Genomic DNA, 17,863 nt, shown 5'->3' on the forward strand with positions numbered 1-17,863 from the left:
ATAAAATCAGAAGAAGTTGGAAAGTTTCTCTCTATCTACTCTCTTAACTATCTCAAAAATAACCTAAGCTTACAAAGAAACTGGTTTTATTTCTATTATAATGAAGCAGAATAGACAAAGCTATCCTTTCGTCTTCTCCCATCCAGACTATACTGTCGGTTGTGGAATCTCACCACATCAGCTTGCGCTCGCGGACTTCTTTTAGAGTAAGGAAATGGAGATTTTTCTTTTAGACTAGGCGACAAGCTGTAGGCATAACTTTTGGTTAGGCAAAGCTTGGCAACAAAGTATAAAAGGAAAAGAACATTTCCGAGTAAAAGTCACCGCCGGTCGGGAATTACACCCTGCCCTGAAGACCTTTTTATGATAACAAAAAAAGCTTGCAAGCGCAAGCATTTTATCTCTTCTCAGTATCTATTTCAACTTATCCGTTTCGTAAGTATGAACCAGTTCGAGACCCGCAAAATTTTGTTGACGAAGGGCCTCATAGACTATCATACATACAGTATTGGATACATTGAGACTACGGACATGTTCATCATTCATAGGAATTCTGAGAGCTTTTTCCGGATGTTCCCGCATAAATTCCTCAGGCAAACCTTTATCTTCACGTCCAAAAAGAAAATAATGGTTTCCTTCTATCGTGAAGTCAGCATCTGAATAGACCTTTTCTGCAAACTTGGAAATCAAGTAGAGTTGACCATCCATTTTTTTCATAAATTCATCTAAACTATCATAAAAATAGATCTCAAGTTTGTCCCAATAGTCTAGCCCTGCTCGCTTCATTTTACGATCATCAATCGGAAAGCCCATCGGTTTGATAATATGAAGGGGCGCATTCGTCGCCGCACAGGTTCGTGCAATATTTCCCGTATTTTGTGGAATTTGTGGTTCAAACAATACAATATGATTGGCCATGCCTTGCTTCCTCTCACTAGTGCAAAAAAATAGCCACACTGCCCGGAGTCAAGCTCAGCAAACAGCGTGGTTAAGGCATCGTTAACTTACCTCACAACAGGTTTGAAGTAAATCAGCGAAACTACTTTTTTAGTATAACACTTTCAGCCTGATTGTCAATAGAAATGACTTGATTTTTTCATTTTTTTTACAAGCATATTTACAAAAGTTAAAATTTCAACTTTCAGCAAGCAATATCATAGAATTTACATTGATTAAGAATTTTCGGAACAAGTTTTTTCATAAACATACAATGTTTAAAGCAAAATATTTATTCGAATTCCCCTAATCCCTTTATTAAAGAAGGAAGCAGTCGGTTGTTGAGTGCATTTTTTTCTAAAAAAAGGTATGATAGAGACATATTGAAAAAGTAGGTTAACTAACTATGAAGATTATTCTTGTCGGAGGGGGAAAAGTAGGTTCCGCCCTCTGTCGTTCACTTGTTGCTGACAACCATGATGTTGTTTTAATTGAACAGAACGAAACTGTTCTAAAATACTTGACTAGCCGTTTTGATATTATGGGAATCGCAGGTAACGGAGCTGACTTTGCTATGTTAGAAGCAGCCAATGTTCAAGATTGTGATATTTTCATTGCCATGACTCAATACGACGAGGTCAATATGGTTTCGGCTGTTTTAGCCAAAAAAATGGGAGCAAAGGAAACCATTGTTCGTGTACGAAATCCTGAATATTCCAACCCTTACTTTAAAGAAAAAAATATTCTTGGATTTTCACTCATTGTAAACCCTGAACTCCTAGCAGCTCGTGCTATCGCTAATATTATAGACTTCCCAAATGCTCTTTCTGTTGAGCGTTTTGCAGGTGGATTAGTCAGCTTAATGGAATTCAAGGTACGAAATTTCAGTAATATTTGTCAGATGTCTATTGCTGATTTCCGTAAAAAGTTTGGTAATGTTATTGTCTGTGCTATCGAACGCGACCACAAACTCATGATTCCTAGTGGAGATATGATTTTAGAAGATAAAGACCGTATCTTTGTGACAGGACATCGTGTCGATATGATGCTCTTCCACAACTATATTAAGTCCAGAGTTGTTAAGAGTTTACTCATCATAGGAGCTGGGAAAATTGCTTACTATCTCTTAGGTATGTTAAAAGACAGTCGTATCGATACCAAGGTTATTGAGGTCAATCCTGAAAGAGCTGCCTTTTTCAGCGAAAAATTCCCTAAACTCTATATAGTCCAAGGTGATGGAACAACTAAGGACACCCTCTTAGAAGAAAGTGCACAAAACTATGATGCTGTTGCCACTTTGACAGGAGTCGACGAGGAAAATATCATTACCTCTATGTTTTTGGATAACATAGGTGTTCAGAAAAATATTACCAAAGTAAACCGCACTAGCTTATTAGAAATTATCCACGCAACAGATTTCTCAAGTATCATCACCCCTAAAACAATCGCTGTTGATACCATCATGCACTTTATCCATGGTCGTGTAAATGCGCAATATTCTGACCTTCAAGCTATGCACCATCTAGCAAATGGACAGGTAGAAACTCTTCAATTCCTGATCAAGGAAGCCAATAAAATGACTGGCAAGCCTTTATCTCAATTGAAGCTCAAAAAGGATATCTTGATTGCTGCTATTATCCGCAATGGAAAAACGATCTTCCCAACAGGAGAAGATACCCTCCAGGTCGGTGATAAGCTAGTGGTTATCACTTTGCTTTCAAATATCACCAAGATTTATGATTTGTTAGAGAGGTAAGCTATGAATAGAAGTATGGTACGCTTTCTTCTTGCAAAGCTACTCTTGATTGAAGCTGGGCTACTTTTAGTTCCGGTTGGTATTGCTCTCTACTATCGAGAATCTAATCAAGTTTTTACAGCTCTTTTCTCTACCATCAGGATTCTTGTTGTCCTAGGTCTTCTCGGAATCATCAAAAAACCTAAAAAACAACGTATCTATGCCAAAGAAGGAGTCTTAATTGTTGCCCTATGTTGGATCCTCTGGTCTTTCTTTGGCTCCCTTCCCTTTGTCTTTTCAGGTCAAATCCCCAATTTTATCGATGCCTTCTTCGAAACTAGTTCCGGCTTCACTACTACGGGAGCAACTATCTTAAATGACGTTTCTGTCTTAAGCCGTTCTCTTCTATTTTGGCGGAGCTTTACCCACCTCATTGGAGGTATGGGGGTGCTAGTTTTTGCCCTAGCTATTATGGACAATGCTAAAAACAGCCACTTAGAGGTTATGAAGGCCGAGGTCCCTGGACCAGTATTTGGTAAGGTGGTATCTAAGCTAAAAAATACAGCACAAATCCTCTACATCCTATATCTGGCAATGTTCGCCCTCTTTGTAGTGATTTATTATCTTGCCGGTATGCCACTCTACGATAGTTTTGTCATCGCTATGGGAACTGCTGGGACTGGTGGTTTCACTGTTTACAATGATGGAATCGCCCACTATAATAGTTCTCTCATTACCTATCTGACGAGTGTTGGGGTCTTGATGTTTGGTGTCAATTTCAACCTCTACTACTATCTCATGCTTCGTCGAGTCAAGGAATTCTTTTTCGATGAGGAGCTTCGTGCTTATCTCTTGATTGTCGTTGTTTCTACCGGCTTAATTACTCTCAATACACTTCACCTTTATAGTGGCGTTTCACAAAGTTTTGAGATGGCCTTCTTCCAAGTTTCTAATATCATTACGACAACTGGTTTCGGTTACGGAAACATAACCAATTGGCCTTTATTTTCTCAGTATATCCTACTGATGCTGATGGCCATTGGTGGTTCTGCTGGATCTACTGCTGGTGGTCTCAAAGTGATGCGTGGAGTTATTCTAGCTAAAATTGCTAAAAATCAATTTTTGTCTACCATATCCCCTCACCGTGTTTTAACTCTCCATGTTAATCAAACGGTAGTCGACAAGGACACCCAACACAAGATTCTCAAGTACTTTGTAGTTTACATTATAATTCTACTCAGCTTAATGTTCATTATCAGTTTAGATGCTAACAATTTAATGATTGTTACAAGTGCCGTTTTTAGTTGCTTTAACAATATCGGCCCAATTCTCGGAACAACTGCAAGTTTTTCAATATTTAGTCCATTTTCAAAACTCCTCCTATCCTTTGCAATGATTGCAGGACGTCTTGAAATTTATCCAATCATCCTACTCTTTATGAAGCGAACCTGGTCTAAGCGTTAACAATGTTATTATCAAAAAGCACATCCCTCAAAAATGAGGGATGTTTTTTTCTGTTGATAAGATTTTTAAAAGACAGTTGAGAGTCAAAAAATAACACTTTGGAAAAAGATGATTTTTCATGAAACATTTTAGTTATAATTTTTAAAAAACGTGGGGGTTTTATATGGAAAAAATGAACAAATCAATCCAACTTCTTTTATTGATTTCCTTGGTATATTTAGGTTGCTGTAGTTGCTTAGTTTGGCCTGGTATTGCTTTAACACTCAAACAATCCTGCTTTTACTTTTTACTTCTCTTACTATTTTTAGCAGGTATCTGTACATTTATCCACTATCTTTCAGGTCATAATCATGTAAAAAGTCAACTACATAATCGTAGTCGATCCTTCTTTTTATTGTATAGCAGCATGGTTATCATTAACGTTGCTGGAGTCTGTTTTATTTTATTTGAAAGTATAAGCACTGACACTCTACTACAAAAAGAAATCGTTGACTTGTTACTCATCTCTTTCTTTTTCCTTTTCGGACTTGATATTGCTACCTTTCTGCCGTTAAACAAATGGAGAAAATTACCAACTCATAAAAAGACAGGCAGGTTAACAACCCTTATCTTTCTTAGTTTATTTTTTCTGCACAATCCTTTAACCATATTTTCTGTCAGTTTTTATATCCTTTTGGGAGTCAGCTTTCTAAACTTTTTATTTCCTAAAACCTTAAGACAAGATTTATCCTTCTATAGTCATTTAATTCGAAATATCTTACTTGTTTTATCTACACTTATGTTCTGGTAGTTAATAGAATTCCTGTCAGAAGTATGCTATAATGAAATAAATTTTTTAGGAGATATATGAATGAATTTTTTTAAAGATTATCGTAAACGATTGATTTGGCTAGGAATCTTTCTTGTCGCTATGTGCCTATCGCAAGTTCCTATCGTAACTTTAATGTTACTTCAAAAAACTCAACTTGGATCTATCTGGTCATCTCTAATAGTGGGACTTGTCTCTACTGCTGTTGTTACACTCTTTTTATATGGTGCTCACAAAAGTAAGTTATTAAATCTAAAATCAAAACTCTTTACTATTAATGACGCCCCTCGAATTGCTCTTAGTTATGTAGCCATTGTCACAGGAAATCTGATTGGTGCGATTTGGTTACAACTTCTGAAGCAAACAACTACTTCGAATCAAGAGGCTATCAATAGCATCATGTCAGAAAGCTCTCTAATTTCCAGCATTTTCGTGGTTGCAATAGTGGCACCTATTTGTGAGGAAGTTATCTGTCGAGGTATCATCCCTACTAAACTCTTCGAAGGATACGAGAAAATTGGATATATTTTCGGTTGGTTTCTCTTCACTATAGCCCATATACCAAATAATCTTCCTTCTTTCTTGATATATGGCTGGATGTCTGCAGTCCTAACTTGGACTGCTTATCGCACCAAACGTCTAGAGATGTCTATCTTACTGCACCTAGTGAATAATGGAGTCAGCATTCTATTGCTTATCCTCCTTACATTCCTTATCAAGGTTGTTGGTATAGATGCTTTTCAATAAATAGAAGTTCCACTACTAATAAAAAGACTAGAAATCTATTTAATTTCTAGTCTTTTTATTTATTCTTTGAGTGATTCCAAACTAAGTTAGTGAGGCAGGTAGCTAGACTACTTTCTAACTATTACGACGAAAAAATCCACGAATCGATACCATTCGTGGATTTTTCCTAGTAAAGCGTTTAGATAAACTTCCATAGCGGTTACCGTTTATTAGATTACGACACTTAGTTTTACAAATCGATTCCATTTGTAAAACTAAGTTAGTAAGGCAGTTAGGCAAGTCTTATAGGACTTGCCGTAGTCTACTTAGATTGCTTTGCAATCAAGTAGACTTACTGAATTACATTTTTTCTTCCAACTCCACGTCTGGATATTTATCTGCAAACCAGCGAAGGGCAAAGTCGTTTTCAAAGAGAAAGACAGGCTGGTCAAAGCGGTCTTTGGCCAGAATGTTTCTACTTGAAGACATGCGCTCATCTAAGTCTTCTGGTTTGATCCAGCGAACGGTCTTTTTACCCATTGGAGTCATGACAACTTCAGCGTTATACTCGCCTTCCATACGGTGTTTAAAGACTTCGAACTGGAGTTGTCCAACAGCACCTAGCATATACTCACCTGTTTGGTAATTCTTATAAAGCTGAATGGCTCCTTCTTGTACCAACTGTTCCATTCCCTTGTGGAATGATTTCTGTTTCATGACGTTTTTAGGCGAAACCTTCATGAAAATCTCAGGTGTGAAGGTTGGTAGTGGTTCAAACTCAAACTTGTTCTTCCCAACAGTTAGCGTATCTCCAACCTGGTAGGTCCCTGTATCATAAACTCCGATGATATCTCCTGCTACGGCATTGGTCACATTTTCACGACTTTCCGCCATAAATTGGGTGACATTAGAAAGTTTAGCTCCCTTACCAGTACAAGGCAAATTGACACTCATACCGCGCTCAAATTCACCCGATACAATACGAACAAATGCGATGCGGTCACGGTGTCGAGGGTCCATGTTGGCTTGAATTTTAAAGACAAATCCTGAGAAGTCCTTATCATAAGGATCAACAATTTCTCCGTCTGTTTTCTTGTGTCCATGAGGTTCTGGAGCAAACTTGAGGAAGGTCTCAAGGAAGGTCTGCACCCCAAAATTAGTCAAGGCCGAGCCAAAGAAGACTGGTGTCAAATCACCTGCAAGAATGGCTTCCTCTGAGAATTCATTTCCTGCTTCATTCAAAAGCTCAATATCATCTTTCACTTGCTCATAGAAAGGGTTGCTAGCAAAGAGTTTATCGCCATCTTCTAGGCTGGCAAAACGTTCATCCCCTTTATAAAGTTCCAGACGTTGGTTATAAAGGTCATAAAGTCCTTCAAAGGCTTTCCCCATCCCAATCGGCCAGTTCATTGGGTAACTCGCAATTCCCAAGACTTCTTCCAATTCTTGCAAGAGATCTAGTGGTTCACGACCGTCACGGTCCAGCTTGTTCATAAAGGTAAAGACTGGAATCCCGCGGTGTTTGACAACCTCAAACAATTTCTTGGTTTGGGCCTCGATACCCTTGGCAGAGTCTACTACCATGACCGCAGCATCCACCGCCATCAAGGTACGATAGGTATCTTCTGAAAAGTCCTCGTGTCCTGGAGTGTCTAGGATGTTTACCCGTTTCCCATCGTAGTCAAACTGCATAACAGATGAAGTGACTGAAATCCCACGTTGTTTCTCGATATCCATCCAGTCTGACTTAGCAAAGTTTCCAGTTTTCTTCCCTTTTACAGTACCTGCCTCACGAATCTCTCCCCCAAAATAGAGCAATTGCTCAGTAATGGTTGTTTTCCCCGCGTCCGGGTGAGAGATGATGGCAAAGGTACGGCGTTTCTTAATTTCTTCTTGAATACTCATAACTTCTCTTTCTTTCTACTTTTTTAATTATTTTAATTTATAATCACTCTTTATTACATCGGACCCTAACATTCCTTTCAACACTCCATTATATCGGATTTTAGAGAGTTTTTCAATTGCTTACACAAGAAAAAGCAGGTCAAGATAGTAGACCTGCTCTTCAGATTCTTTATTCATTATTTATTTTGTATCGCTAGTTACAATCTCTTCAAAATTTAATTTTTTCTAGAGCAATTTTCTTTTCCCAACGTTTCTTAAACAAGATATCAAAAAATACTAGGGCTGCAGATAGAATGATTGAAACCAGAAGATACTTTATCCATATAGGGGCATTTGGAATAAACGGCGTCGTATTCAAGAGTCCGTAATTCCCACCTGTTACTTGATTGACCCCAACTAGGAAAAGGTTGAGAATAAAAGTGTAGGCAATAATTCGATACTTTTTCAGCAAGGTCTTATCGTAGTGATTCATGAGATAGACCAGGGAATTGACCAAGAGGGCATAATGGCCAATCAGGAAAGAAAAACTGGTAATATGCGGAAAGTCATAGGGATCAAAAACGGGATAACCCAAAGCAAACACTGCGCCGCTGGCTCCCAAAAGAGCAAAATACTGCTTGATTTTCCATTTGTCAGGTAAGAAAACAACCGCGAACATGGCCAAACGACAATGGTAAAGAGGCAAGCTGTTCGAAAACGGAATCCCAAATCCAATATACCAAGTATAGAGCGCTAGCAGTTGCGCTATTTGAATCCACTTAAACAATCGAACAAATTTGGGATTTTTGTAGTAAGTAAGAGAAGCATAAATAGACAAGGCAAGAAGTCCTATCATGACACCGTACCAAAAAATTGGAATAGGCGGTGGCGTCGTTTGGGTTCTTGTAATAAAATGATGCATAAAATCTCCTTAAGGTAACGAATTCAGTTGTATATTAACTATTCTTATGTTTATATTTAACGAGTTGATTGATAAGGATGAGAATACCTGTCATCAAACTGGTCACTATCAAATAGTTAAGCAAACTACCATGATCTCCAATCACAGGTGGCTTGCTCATAAAGCCATAATTTCCTCCTGTCAAGAGGTTGGCTATCAAGATAATGGCATTAACCCCAAAAGTCATCTGACATATTTTCCAAGTATCCCCTTTTTCAACTTTATAATATCTAACAAGATAAATCAAGCAGTTAGCCAAGAGGGCCCAGTGTCCGAAAACATTGTTCACAGACGAAACATGAGGGAAAGGAAAAGGATAAAAGACTGGATAAACCAAGGCCATGATAGAACCAAAAACTCCCACTAAGGCAAAATATTGCTTGAAAAAGGTCTTGTTAGGAGCAAAAAGAATCATCCACATAGCCATGCGACTATGGTAAAAAGGGAGAGCTTCAGATAGGGGCAGACGTGCAGCAATATACCAAGCGTTGATAATGAGCAACTGAATCAATTGTCCCCAATACCAAAAGTTTCTGTAACCTTTAGATGATGCGAAACGAATCGATAAAACAGCTATAATTACCAAAGAAGTAGGTAATAAAAAGTACCAGGCTCCCAAATGAGGAGGAACTGTCTTTTTACTGGTAAAAAGCAACTCCCAAATTGTCATATGTCATCCTTAACGTGCTCTAGTTGAGTCAATGCTACATCCTTTTTACCAACTAGAAACGACTGTTATTCTTTCTTCTAATTTCAACCATTATATCGAAATAAAAAGTATTTTTCAATTTCTGTTTCTTTTTAGCTTGGCTTGCCTTATTTATAGGAAAATATGGTAAAATAGAACAGATAAAGAATCATCATTTCACGAAAGGATATCCGATGAAAATTACGCAAGAAGAGGTAACTCACGTTGCCAATCTTTCAAAATTAAAATTCTCAGAAGAAGACACTGCTGCATTTGCGACAACACTCTCAAAAATTGTTGATATGGTCGAATTGCTTAGTGAAGTCGACACTACTGGTGTTGCACCTACTACAACGATGGCTGACCGTAAAACTGTTCTCCGACCTGATGTGGCCGAAGAAGGAACAGACCGTGACCGCTTGTTTAAAAATGTACCTGAAAAAGATAACTACTATATCAAGGTGCCAGCTATCCTAGATGATGGAGGAGATGCCTAATGACTTTTAACAATAAAACCATTGAAGAGTTGCACAATCTCCTTGTCTCTAAGGAAATTTCTGCAACTGAACTGACTCAAGCAACGCTTGAAGATATCAAATCTCGTGAGGAAACCCTCAATTCTTTTGTTACAATCGCTGAAGATCAAGCTCTTGCTCAGGCTAAAGCTATTGATGAAGCTGAAATCGATGCTGACAATGTTCTTTCTGGAATTCCGCTAGCTGTTAAGGACAACATTTCTACAGATGGTCTCTTAACAACAGCAGCTTCAAAAATGCTCTATAACTACGAACCTATCTTTGATGCCACAGCTGTTGCGAATGCAAAATCCAAGGGCATGATTGTCGTTGGGAAAACCAACATGGACGAATTTGCCATGGGTGGATCAGGTGAGACTTCTTACTACGGCGCAACCAAAAATGCTTGGGACCACAGCAAGGTTCCTGGTGGATCATCAAGTGGTTCTGCTGCAGCTGTAGCTTCTGGACAAGTCCGTTTATCACTTGGTTCTGATACTGGTGGTTCTATCCGCCAACCTGCTGCCTTTAACGGGATTGTTGGTCTCAAACCAACCTACGGAACAGTTTCACGTTTCGGTCTCATTGCCTTTGGTAGCTCATTAGACCAAATTGGTCCTTTTGCACCAACTGTTAAGGAAAATGCCCTCTTGCTCAATGCTATTGCTAGCGAAGATGCCAAAGACTCGACTTCTGCTCCAGTCCGCATTGCCGACTTTACTTCAAAAATCGGTCAAGACATCAAGGGCATGAAAATTGCTTTGCCTAAGGAATATCTTGGTGAAGGGATTGATCCAGAGGTTAAGGAGGCCATTCTGAATGCTGCTAAGCACTTTGAAAAGCTTGGTGCTATCGTCGAAGAAGTTAGCCTTCCCCACTCTAAATACGGGGTTGCGGTTTACTACATCATCGCTTCATCAGAAGCATCCTCAAACTTGCAACGTTTTGACGGTATTCGTTACGGCTACCGTGCAGAAGATGCAACTAATCTTGATGAAATCTATGTAAACAGCCGCAGTCAAGGTTTCGGTGAAGAGGTGAAACGTCGTATCATGCTTGGTACTTTCAGTCTTTCATCAGGTTACTACGATGCCTACTACAAGAAGGCTGGACAAGTTCGCACCCTTATCATCCAAGATTTCGAAAACGTCTTTGCGGACTATGACTTGATTTTGGGACCAACTGCTCCTAGCGTTGCCTACGACTTGGATTCACTCAACCATGATCCAGTTGCTATGTACTTGGCTGACCTCTTGACAATTCCTGTCAATTTGGCTGGTCTACCAGGGATTTCGCTTCCTGCTGGATTTGTTCAAGGTCTACCAGTAGGACTCCAATTGATTGGTCCTAAATACTCAGAAGAGACTATTTATCAAGCTGCTGCTGCGTTTGAAGCAACAACAGATTACCACAAACAACAACCCGTGATTTTTGGAGGTGATAACTAATGAACTTTGAAACAGTCATTGGACTTGAAGTCCACGTAGAGCTCAACACCAATTCAAAAATCTTCTCACCTACTTCTGCCCACTTTGGAAATGACCAAAATGCCAATACAAACGTGATTGACTGGTCTTTCCCTGGAGTACTACCAGTTCTCAATAAAGGCGTTGTCGATGCTGGTATCAAGGCTGCACTCGCTCTTAACATGGACATCCATAAGAAGATGCACTTTGACCGTAAGAACTACTTCTATCCAGATAATCCTAAAGCCTACCAAATTTCTCAGTTTGATGAGCCAATCGGTTACAACGGCTGGATTGAAGTGGAGCTAGAAGACGGTACAACTAAGAAAATTGGGATTGAACGCGCCCACCTAGAAGAAGACGCTGGTAAAAACACGCATGGTACAGATGGTTACTCTTATGTTGACCTCAACCGTCAAGGGGTGCCTTTGATTGAAATCGTATCTGAAGCAGACATGCGTTCACCAGAAGAAGCCTACGCTTATCTAACAGCCCTCAAGGAAGTGATCCAATATGCTGGCATTTCTGACGTTAAGATGGAAGAAGGTTCTATGCGTGTGGATGCCAACATCTCCCTTCGCCCTTATGGTCAAGAGAAATTCGGTACCAAGACAGAGTTGAAAAACCTCAACTCCTTCTCAAACGTTCGTAAGGGTCTTGAATACGAAGTCCAACGTCAAGCTGAAATCCTTCGTTCAGGTGGTCAAATCCGCCAAGAAACTCGCCGTTATGACGAAGCTAATAAAGCTACTATCCTCATGCGTGTTAAGGAAGGAGCTGCAGACTACCGCTACTTCCCAGAGCCAGACCTACCACTCTTTGAAATCTCTGATGAATGGATCGAAGAAATGCGTACTGAGTTGCCAGAGTTTCCAAAAGAGCGCCGTGCTCGCTATGTCTCTCAACTTGGATTATCAGACTACGATGCTAGCCAGTTGACTGCTAACAAAGTCACTTCTGACTTCTTTGAGAAAGCAGTTTCACTTGGTGGCGATGCTAAGCAAGTCTCTAACTGGCTCCAAGGCGAAGTTGCTCAGTTCTTGAATGCCGAAGGCAAGACACTGGAACAAATCGAATTGACACCAGAAAACTTGGTAGAAATGATCGCTATCATCGAAGACGGCACTATTTCATCTAAGATTGCCAAGAAAGTCTTTGTCCACCTTGCTAAAAATGGTGGAGGCGCTCGTGAATACGTTGAAAAAGCTGGTTTAGTTCAAATCTCAGATCCAGATATCTTGATTCCAATTATCCACCAAGTCTTTGCCGATAACGAAGCTGCTGTTGCCGACTTCAAGTCAGGAAAACGTAACGCCGACAAGGCCTTCACAGGATTCCTCATGAAAGCGACTAAAGGACAAGCCAACCCACAAGTAGCCCTCAAACTACTTGCCCAAGAATTGGCTAAGTTGAAAGAGAACGAGTAAATATACTTTCGCTAATAGACTTTTCTACTAAAAAATAGAAAGGAGAATAAATGAACAAATTTTTACGAGTACTATTTATTTTAGTTATCGTCGCCATGTTGGGTGCTTCTATTCTACAAATCTTTCTCCCATCATATATGGGAGAGCATTCTGGTTACGGTGTTTCTGCAGGATGGCAAAGAGAAATTGGAATTTGGAATCTAGCTGTCTTAATTATTATTCTTGCCGTTAATATTAAGTACGATTGGTTTTACCTGAGAATTGCCCTTCTTGCCCTCATTATTGGTGGTATAGGAATAGGAACAAATCATTTGTTAAATTTTATTGAATTTCATTCTCCTGTTAATGCGATTGGTGCTATCGAGAATTATATACTCGTATTTGGTTGGATTATAGGGTGGTTTATTGAAAATAAAACTATAAAACTCCAAAACTCTTTATAGACATAAATTTAGCAAAAACTATTTTTGTACTCACATAGTTAGGAGACATATGAAAAAGTTATATACTCTTATCGCTACCTTCTTGCTTCTTCTATTTGTGACACCTCTACAATCAATCGATGCGGGTGTTGGACATTCTCGAAGTGGTAGCTCTAGCCGTAGCAGTTCACGAAGTAGTAGTTCTAGTCGCAGTAGTTCACGAAGTAGTAGTTCTAGTCGTTCAAGTGGTAGTTCTTCTTCTAGAAGCAGCTATCGTTCTGGCGGTAGCTACTCAAGTTTAGATGGTTCTCTAGGGACAGGAATGAGCATTCTTATCATGTTTGGTGTCGGAGCTTTCTTACTCTTCATGCTCATCAAATATTTGAGTGACCAGAATTCATCATCTGGTAAATCTTATGGCAGCTCGCCTAGCTACAATGCTGAACCAACACTTCACCGTCGAGTGATAAACAACACCTTGGCTATCGATCGTGTCCGTTCTGGGGACCCAAACTTTGATGCAGACACTTTCACTTCATGGGTTAAAGAAGTCTATATCCAATTACAGGCAGCCTGGACTAAAAAAGATTGGAATTTGGTGCGTTCTCTTGAAAGTGCCAGCCTCTACTCTCAACATAGTGCCCAACTGGAAGACTATATCCAATCTCAAACAACGAATATTTTGGAACGAGTTTATGTCGAGAATGTTCGAATCAAAGATTTCTACGAAAATCCAGATGGAAATGATACTCTAGTTGTTATCCTTTCATCTACTTTGAGAGACTATGTCATCGAAGATAAGACTCGTAAGGTTATTGAGGGAGACCCTCAAAAAGATTTATTTACAGTTTATCAAATGAACTTCATCCGCAAACATGGCAGTCAAACCGAAAGCTCTGTCCAAGATGAAGCCGTTAGCGACCGCTGTCCAAACTGTGGCGCTCCACTGAAAATATCAGCTATCAGCAAATGTGACTATTGCGGATCTGATATCACCCGTAGTCCAAACCAATGGGTTCTTGATACCTATGAAGTTGTGGATGAAGACGAACTATATAATTAGGAGGAAATTATGGGATTTATTCGTATGGCCAAAGAGCAAATTAAGGGAGTTGTTGATGTTGCCAAATCTGCTGGAATTAATAGTCTTAATGACAGTAAATTTAAGGAAGCCGTTGTACTTCCAGAACACGTATCATCAGAAGCATTAGCTGTTAAAGGAATTCTTCTTACAAAAGACCCTGACGGAGTTTCTAGACAAGGTAATCAACATACAGGACTTTTAACAGATGGTTCTGTCGTAATTGTGCCACAAGGTTATGTTGCTATCCTTGTAAATAACGGTACTTTCCTTGGTGATGTTTTAGAAGCTGGTAGCCATGAATGGCGCTCTGGCGAAAACGCTTGGCTTCTAGAAAAAGGGGGAATTAAGGGCACTTGGGAAAACTTCAAGCACCGCTTTTCATTCGCTGGTCAAGTCGTTACTCAACAAGAAATCATCTTTGTCCGTATCCAACCGATTGCGGGTAATAAATTTGGTACCCAAAACGCTGTAGAATACTTCAGTGAACGTTACCAACAATTGCTCAACATCCGTTTCTATGGTTTATTTGATATCAAGATTTCTGATCCAGTCCTTTTCTACGTTAGCTCAATCAGTCAACAGATTGAAGAACATAAACCATTTACACTCCAAGATATTGCTCAAGGAACTCTTCGACAAAATATCTCTCCTAAAATTGCTATCGCAATTTCCAAATTCACTAATGAGTACCGAGTTGATATCTATAGCCTAAATGCTAATCAGGATACCTTCAATGAAATCGCTAAACAAGAAGTCAACAAGGTATGGACAGGACTTTACGGTATTGAAGCAACCAATATCCTTCTTGAGGATTTGAGCTACGACCAAGAAAGCTTGGAACTTGTTCGAAAACTTGACAGCGAACTCGTTGCAATGAAATACAATACCATCGAAATTGAAGAACGTCGTGCTCGTAACGAAGCTCTAATTGCGGCAGCCAATAACGAAGGTAATGGCAATGGTATGAACATGTTTATGGGTATGAATCTCGGTCAAACTCTCGGTGGCCAACTCACCCAACAAGCTCAACCTGTTAGTCCAAATCAAACTGTTCCCCCAGTACAACCTGCTGATCCAAACCAAGCATTTACTCCGACCCAAACTGCAAGTCCTGAGCAAGTTGCTAGCCCAGTAGAAACTGTTATCCCTGAACAACCCGCTAACTCAGTAGAAACTACTAATCCAGAAGTAACAACTCCTGTTCAAGAATCTACAACTCAAGAAGTAACAACTCCTTCAGTAGAAACTACTAGTCAAGAAAAACCAACTAATAAAAACTTCTACATCGAAGTCGATGGCAAGTACGTATTAGTAACCAAAGATGAAGAAGGAAACATCGTTCCTGTCAACTAATCTCACTTCCCTGATATTTGAGAAATCTTACGACTTATGATACAATAAAGAGTAAATTATTTTATTAAAGAGGTAAAAACATGATTGAAGCAAGTAAATTAAAGGCTGGTATGACCTTTGAAACAGCTGACGGAAAATTGATCCGCGTTTTGGAAGCTAGCCACCACAAACCAGGTAAAGGAAACACTATCATGCGTATGAAATTGCGTGATGTCCGTACTGGTTCAACATTTGAAACTAGCTACCGCCCAGAGGAAAAATTTGAACAAGCGATTATCGAAACTGTGCCAGCACAATACTTGTACAAAATGGATGATACAGCTTATTTCATGAACACTGAAACTTACGACCAATACGAAATTCCTGTTGTAAATGTTGAAAATGAATTGCTTTACATCCTTGAAAATTCTGAAGTTAAAATTCAATTTTATGGAACTGAAGTAATCGGTGTAACAGTACCTACAACTGTTGAATTGACAGTTGCTGAAACTCAACCTTCTATTAAAGGTGCTACTGTTACCGGTTCTGGTAAACCAGCTACAATGGAAACTGGACTTGTCGTTAACGTTCCAGACTTCATCGAAGCAGGACAAAAACTCGTTATCAACACTGCAGAAGGAACTTACGTTTCTCGTGCCTAATCTCTAGAAAGAGGTCATTCTATGGGAATTGAAGAACAATTAGGCGAAATCGTTATCGCCCCACGTGTACTTGAAAAAATCATTGCAATCGCTACAGCTAAAGTTGATGGTGTCCACTCTTTTTCAAACAAATCAGTATCTGACACCCTTTCAAAACTTTCACTCGGTCGTGGTGTCTATCTAAAAGAATCTGAAGAAGAACTAATAGCTGATATCTATCTCTATCTTGAGTATGGTGTCAAGGTTCCAAAGGTTGCAATGGCTATTCAAAAAGCTGTAAAAGATGCCGTTCGTAATATGGCTGATGTTGAACTCAATGCTGTGAATATTCACGTTGCTGGTATTGCACCAGATAAAACACCAAAACCAGCATTGACAGATTTATTTGATGAGGACTTCCTCAATGACTAGTCCATTATTAGAATCTAGACGCGAACTACGAAAATGTGCCTTCCAAGCACTGATGAGTCTTGAATATGGTTCTGATATTGAAACTGCTTGTCGCTTCGCTTATACTCATGATCGAGAAGACGACGAGGTAAAACTCCCTAGCTTCCTAATCGATCTTGTATCTGGTGTTCAAGCTCAAAAAGAGGAACTAGACAAACAAGTCACTCAGCATTTAAAGTCTGGTTGGACGATTGAACGTTTAACCTTAGTGGAAAAGAATTTATTGCGTTTAGGAGTTTTCGAAATCACTTCCTTTGATACTCCTCAACTTGTAGCTGTGAATGAAGCTATTGAACTTGCAAAAAGCTTTTCGGATCAAAAATCAGCTCGTTTCATTAACGGACTGCTCAGTCAATTCGTAACTGAAGAAAACTAACTATAAAAAGTGTTTGATAGATATCAAACACTTTTTATTTGTCTCCTCAAATGCTATCTAAAAAAACGATTATAGATTAAATTAGAAAGCAACAACCAGATGAAATTTGCATGAATGAGAAAGTTAATAAAACTATGGCACAGGATGGTGATTTTTAAATTCTTTGTCCAACGGTAGACTAAAGCAAAGAAAAGACCGAAAAAACAATAAATCATCAAACTGATAGGGTCACGATGGGACAATACCAAATGACTGAACCCAAATATCAGAGCTGATAAGATAACATCCAAGTAATACTTGGAATTAGGGAAGAAGGTATTCATAAAATAGCCTCTATGAACAATCTCCTCCAATATAGGCCCCAAAATGACAACGGAAATAAAAGAGAAGCAAGTCGTTAAAATAGTAGATTGCTCACTGAATATGACCGAAAGAAGGTCTTCAAAGATATAGTTGTTATTAATGAAGCGACTAAACTGTAAGTGAAAAGCACTTAACAACTGACGGACAAAATAAGCAGCCACTAAACTAACTAAAAGGTAAAAGAATCTGGATTTCTTCGAGCCCTTTTTTTCAAAAATATAGAGCATTCTTTTCTTTTTTAGCCAATAGATAACTAGTCCTAAAAGAGTTAGTTGCTCTACTGCTACAATAATAGAATAGCCATCCATACCCCAGACAAACATCTTAGCCAGATAAAGACTACTGAAATCTAGTAGATAAATTGATAGAAATACCAGTAATGTATAGATTCCCAAATGACCTATTTTTTTCATACTCACTCCCAAAAAGCTTTGTTGACTTATTTTTATAGCACACGCATCCCTTGTTATATTAACAGATATTTTTACAAGAGTCGATTTTTCATTCTGAAATGTATTTTATAGAATCCAAAAAGCTAGAACTATATCTTAGTCCTAGCTTACT

17 protein-coding genes and 1 riboswitch are annotated in these 17,863 nt (G+C 39.0%); of the genes, 12 read left to right on the forward strand and 5 right to left on the reverse strand.

Annotated elements, in window-relative coordinates:
- Positions 1-126: 126 nt before the first annotated feature.
- A riboswitch (FMN riboswitch) is annotated at positions 127-361 on the reverse strand.
- A gap of 53 nt (positions 362-414) precedes the next feature.
- A complete protein-coding gene (locus LG369_RS06645; RefSeq protein WP_049494228.1) occupies positions 415-918 on the reverse strand; it encodes a tRNA (cytidine(34)-2'-O)-methyltransferase in 504 nt (167 codons plus the stop codon).
- Between the two features lie 424 nt (positions 919-1,342).
- On the opposite strand from LG369_RS06645, the gene trkA reads away from it, so the two are divergent.
- The 3 genes from trkA (at position 1,343) to LG369_RS06660 (ending at position 5,690) form a co-directional block, all read left to right on the forward strand.
- Positions 1,343-2,692: a Trk system potassium transporter TrkA gene (trkA, locus tag LG369_RS06650; RefSeq protein WP_225750678.1), complete on the forward strand. Its 1,350-nt coding sequence runs from the start codon at positions 1,343-1,345 to the stop codon at positions 2,690-2,692.
- A gap of 3 nt (positions 2,693-2,695) precedes the next feature.
- Entirely contained in the window at positions 2,696-4,135 is a 1,440-nt protein-coding gene (locus tag LG369_RS06655; protein WP_225750679.1) for a TrkH family potassium uptake protein, read from the forward strand.
- An 850-nt stretch (positions 4,136-4,985) separates the two neighbouring features.
- The gene (locus LG369_RS06660) at positions 4,986-5,690 is read left to right on the forward strand and encodes a CPBP family intramembrane glutamic endopeptidase (protein WP_225750680.1); all 705 of its coding nucleotides are present in this window, start codon (positions 4,986-4,988) and stop codon (positions 5,688-5,690) included.
- A gap of 339 nt (positions 5,691-6,029) precedes the next feature.
- Here the strand turns inward: LG369_RS06660 and LG369_RS06665 are convergent, their stop codons facing one another.
- The 3 genes from LG369_RS06665 to LG369_RS06675 all read right to left on the reverse strand — a co-directional run bounded on the left by LG369_RS06665 (position 6,030) and on the right by LG369_RS06675 (position 9,184).
- Entirely contained in the window at positions 6,030-7,574 is a 1,545-nt protein-coding gene (locus LG369_RS06665; RefSeq protein WP_225750681.1) for a peptide chain release factor 3, read from the reverse strand.
- Positions 7,575-7,782: 208 nt separating this feature from the next.
- Positions 7,783-8,475, reverse strand: a complete 693-nt coding sequence (locus LG369_RS06670; protein ID WP_225750682.1) for a TIGR02206 family membrane protein — start codon at positions 8,473-8,475, stop codon at positions 7,783-7,785.
- Positions 8,476-8,509: 34 nt separating this feature from the next.
- The gene (locus LG369_RS06675) at positions 8,510-9,184 is read right to left on the reverse strand and encodes a TIGR02206 family membrane protein (RefSeq protein ID WP_225750683.1); all 675 of its coding nucleotides are present in this window, start codon (positions 9,182-9,184) and stop codon (positions 8,510-8,512) included.
- A gap of 212 nt (positions 9,185-9,396) precedes the next feature.
- On the opposite strand from LG369_RS06675, the gene gatC reads away from it, so the two are divergent.
- The 9 genes from gatC to nusB all read left to right on the forward strand — a co-directional run bounded on the left by gatC (position 9,397) and on the right by nusB (position 16,936).
- Entirely contained in the window at positions 9,397-9,699 is a 303-nt protein-coding gene (gatC, locus tag LG369_RS06680) for an Asp-tRNA(Asn)/Glu-tRNA(Gln) amidotransferase subunit GatC (RefSeq protein WP_225750684.1), read from the forward strand.
- Positions 9,699-11,165: an Asp-tRNA(Asn)/Glu-tRNA(Gln) amidotransferase subunit GatA gene (gatA, locus tag LG369_RS06685; RefSeq protein WP_225750685.1), complete on the forward strand. Its 1,467-nt coding sequence runs from the start codon at positions 9,699-9,701 to the stop codon at positions 11,163-11,165. Before gatC ends, gatA begins: the two co-directional genes overlap by 1 nt.
- The gene (gatB, locus tag LG369_RS06690; protein ID WP_225750686.1) at positions 11,165-12,610 is read left to right on the forward strand and encodes an Asp-tRNA(Asn)/Glu-tRNA(Gln) amidotransferase subunit GatB; all 1,446 of its coding nucleotides are present in this window, start codon (positions 11,165-11,167) and stop codon (positions 12,608-12,610) included. Before gatA ends, gatB begins: the two co-directional genes overlap by 1 nt.
- Positions 12,611-12,660: 50 nt before the next feature.
- A complete protein-coding gene (locus tag LG369_RS06695) occupies positions 12,661-13,053 on the forward strand; it encodes a hypothetical protein (RefSeq protein WP_004251919.1) in 393 nt (130 codons plus the stop codon).
- Between the two features lie 49 nt (positions 13,054-13,102).
- The gene (locus LG369_RS06700) at positions 13,103-14,095 is read left to right on the forward strand and encodes a zinc-ribbon domain-containing transport protein (protein ID WP_225750687.1); all 993 of its coding nucleotides are present in this window, start codon (positions 13,103-13,105) and stop codon (positions 14,093-14,095) included.
- A gap of 9 nt (positions 14,096-14,104) precedes the next feature.
- A complete protein-coding gene (locus tag LG369_RS06705; RefSeq protein ID WP_178895405.1) occupies positions 14,105-15,469 on the forward strand; it encodes an SPFH domain-containing protein in 1,365 nt (454 codons plus the stop codon).
- Positions 15,470-15,549: 80 nt separating this feature from the next.
- Positions 15,550-16,110 carry an elongation factor P gene (gene efp, locus LG369_RS06710; RefSeq protein WP_004251910.1) on the forward strand — a complete coding sequence of 187 codons (561 nt, stop codon included), beginning with the start codon at positions 15,550-15,552 and terminating at the stop codon, positions 16,108-16,110.
- 21 nt (positions 16,111-16,131) lie between these two features.
- Complete coding sequence (locus tag LG369_RS06715) at positions 16,132-16,521, forward strand: Asp23/Gls24 family envelope stress response protein (RefSeq protein WP_036756919.1); 390 nt, start codon at positions 16,132-16,134, stop codon at positions 16,519-16,521.
- Positions 16,514-16,936 (forward strand): transcription antitermination factor NusB, encoded by a 423-nt coding sequence (gene nusB, locus LG369_RS06720; RefSeq protein ID WP_225750688.1) that lies wholly within the window; start codon positions 16,514-16,516, stop codon positions 16,934-16,936. The genes LG369_RS06715 and nusB overlap by 8 nt, the downstream gene beginning before the upstream one ends.
- A 53-nt stretch (positions 16,937-16,989) precedes the next feature.
- On the opposite strand, the gene LG369_RS06725 is transcribed toward nusB, so the two are convergent.
- Positions 16,990-17,712 carry a CPBP family intramembrane glutamic endopeptidase gene (locus tag LG369_RS06725; protein ID WP_225750689.1) on the reverse strand — a complete coding sequence of 241 codons (723 nt, stop codon included), beginning with the start codon at positions 17,710-17,712 and terminating at the stop codon, positions 16,990-16,992.
- Positions 17,713-17,863: the final 151 nt, after the last annotated feature.

The sequence above is a fragment of the Streptococcus sp. Marseille-Q4154 genome (assembly GCF_916700545.1).
In the GTDB taxonomy this organism is placed as follows: domain Bacteria; phylum Bacillota; class Bacilli; order Lactobacillales; family Streptococcaceae; genus Streptococcus; species Streptococcus infantis_I.

Coding starts and splice junctions, on each gene's coding strand:
- LG369_RS06645 (WP_049494228.1), bottom strand. CDS start 918: ATGGCCAATCATATTGTATTGTTTGAACCACAAATTCCACAAAATACG.
- LG369_RS06725 (WP_225750689.1), bottom strand. CDS start 17,712: ATGAAAAAAATAGGTCATTTGGGAATCTATACATTACTGGTATTTCTA.
- LG369_RS06700 (WP_225750687.1), top strand. CDS start 13,103: ATGAAAAAGTTATATACTCTTATCGCTACCTTCTTGCTTCTTCTATTT.
- trkA (WP_225750678.1), top strand. CDS start 1,343: ATGAAGATTATTCTTGTCGGAGGGGGAAAAGTAGGTTCCGCCCTCTGT.
- LG369_RS06715 (WP_036756919.1), top strand. CDS start 16,132: ATGGGAATTGAAGAACAATTAGGCGAAATCGTTATCGCCCCACGTGTA.
- gatA (WP_225750685.1), top strand. CDS start 9,699: ATGACTTTTAACAATAAAACCATTGAAGAGTTGCACAATCTCCTTGTC.
- gatB (WP_225750686.1), top strand. CDS start 11,165: ATGAACTTTGAAACAGTCATTGGACTTGAAGTCCACGTAGAGCTCAAC.
- efp (WP_004251910.1), top strand. CDS start 15,550: ATGATTGAAGCAAGTAAATTAAAGGCTGGTATGACCTTTGAAACAGCT.
- gatC (WP_225750684.1), top strand. CDS start 9,397: ATGAAAATTACGCAAGAAGAGGTAACTCACGTTGCCAATCTTTCAAAA.
- LG369_RS06665 (WP_225750681.1), bottom strand. CDS start 7,574: ATGAGTATTCAAGAAGAAATTAAGAAACGCCGTACCTTTGCCATCATC.
- LG369_RS06670 (WP_225750682.1), bottom strand. CDS start 8,475: ATGCATCATTTTATTACAAGAACCCAAACGACGCCACCGCCTATTCCA.
- LG369_RS06660 (WP_225750680.1), top strand. CDS start 4,986: ATGAATTTTTTTAAAGATTATCGTAAACGATTGATTTGGCTAGGAATC.
- LG369_RS06705 (WP_178895405.1), top strand. CDS start 14,105: ATGGGATTTATTCGTATGGCCAAAGAGCAAATTAAGGGAGTTGTTGAT.
- LG369_RS06675 (WP_225750683.1), bottom strand. CDS start 9,184: ATGACAATTTGGGAGTTGCTTTTTACCAGTAAAAAGACAGTTCCTCCT.
- LG369_RS06655 (WP_225750679.1), top strand. CDS start 2,696: ATGAATAGAAGTATGGTACGCTTTCTTCTTGCAAAGCTACTCTTGATT.
- nusB (WP_225750688.1), top strand. CDS start 16,514: ATGACTAGTCCATTATTAGAATCTAGACGCGAACTACGAAAATGTGCC.
- LG369_RS06695 (WP_004251919.1), top strand. CDS start 12,661: ATGAACAAATTTTTACGAGTACTATTTATTTTAGTTATCGTCGCCATG.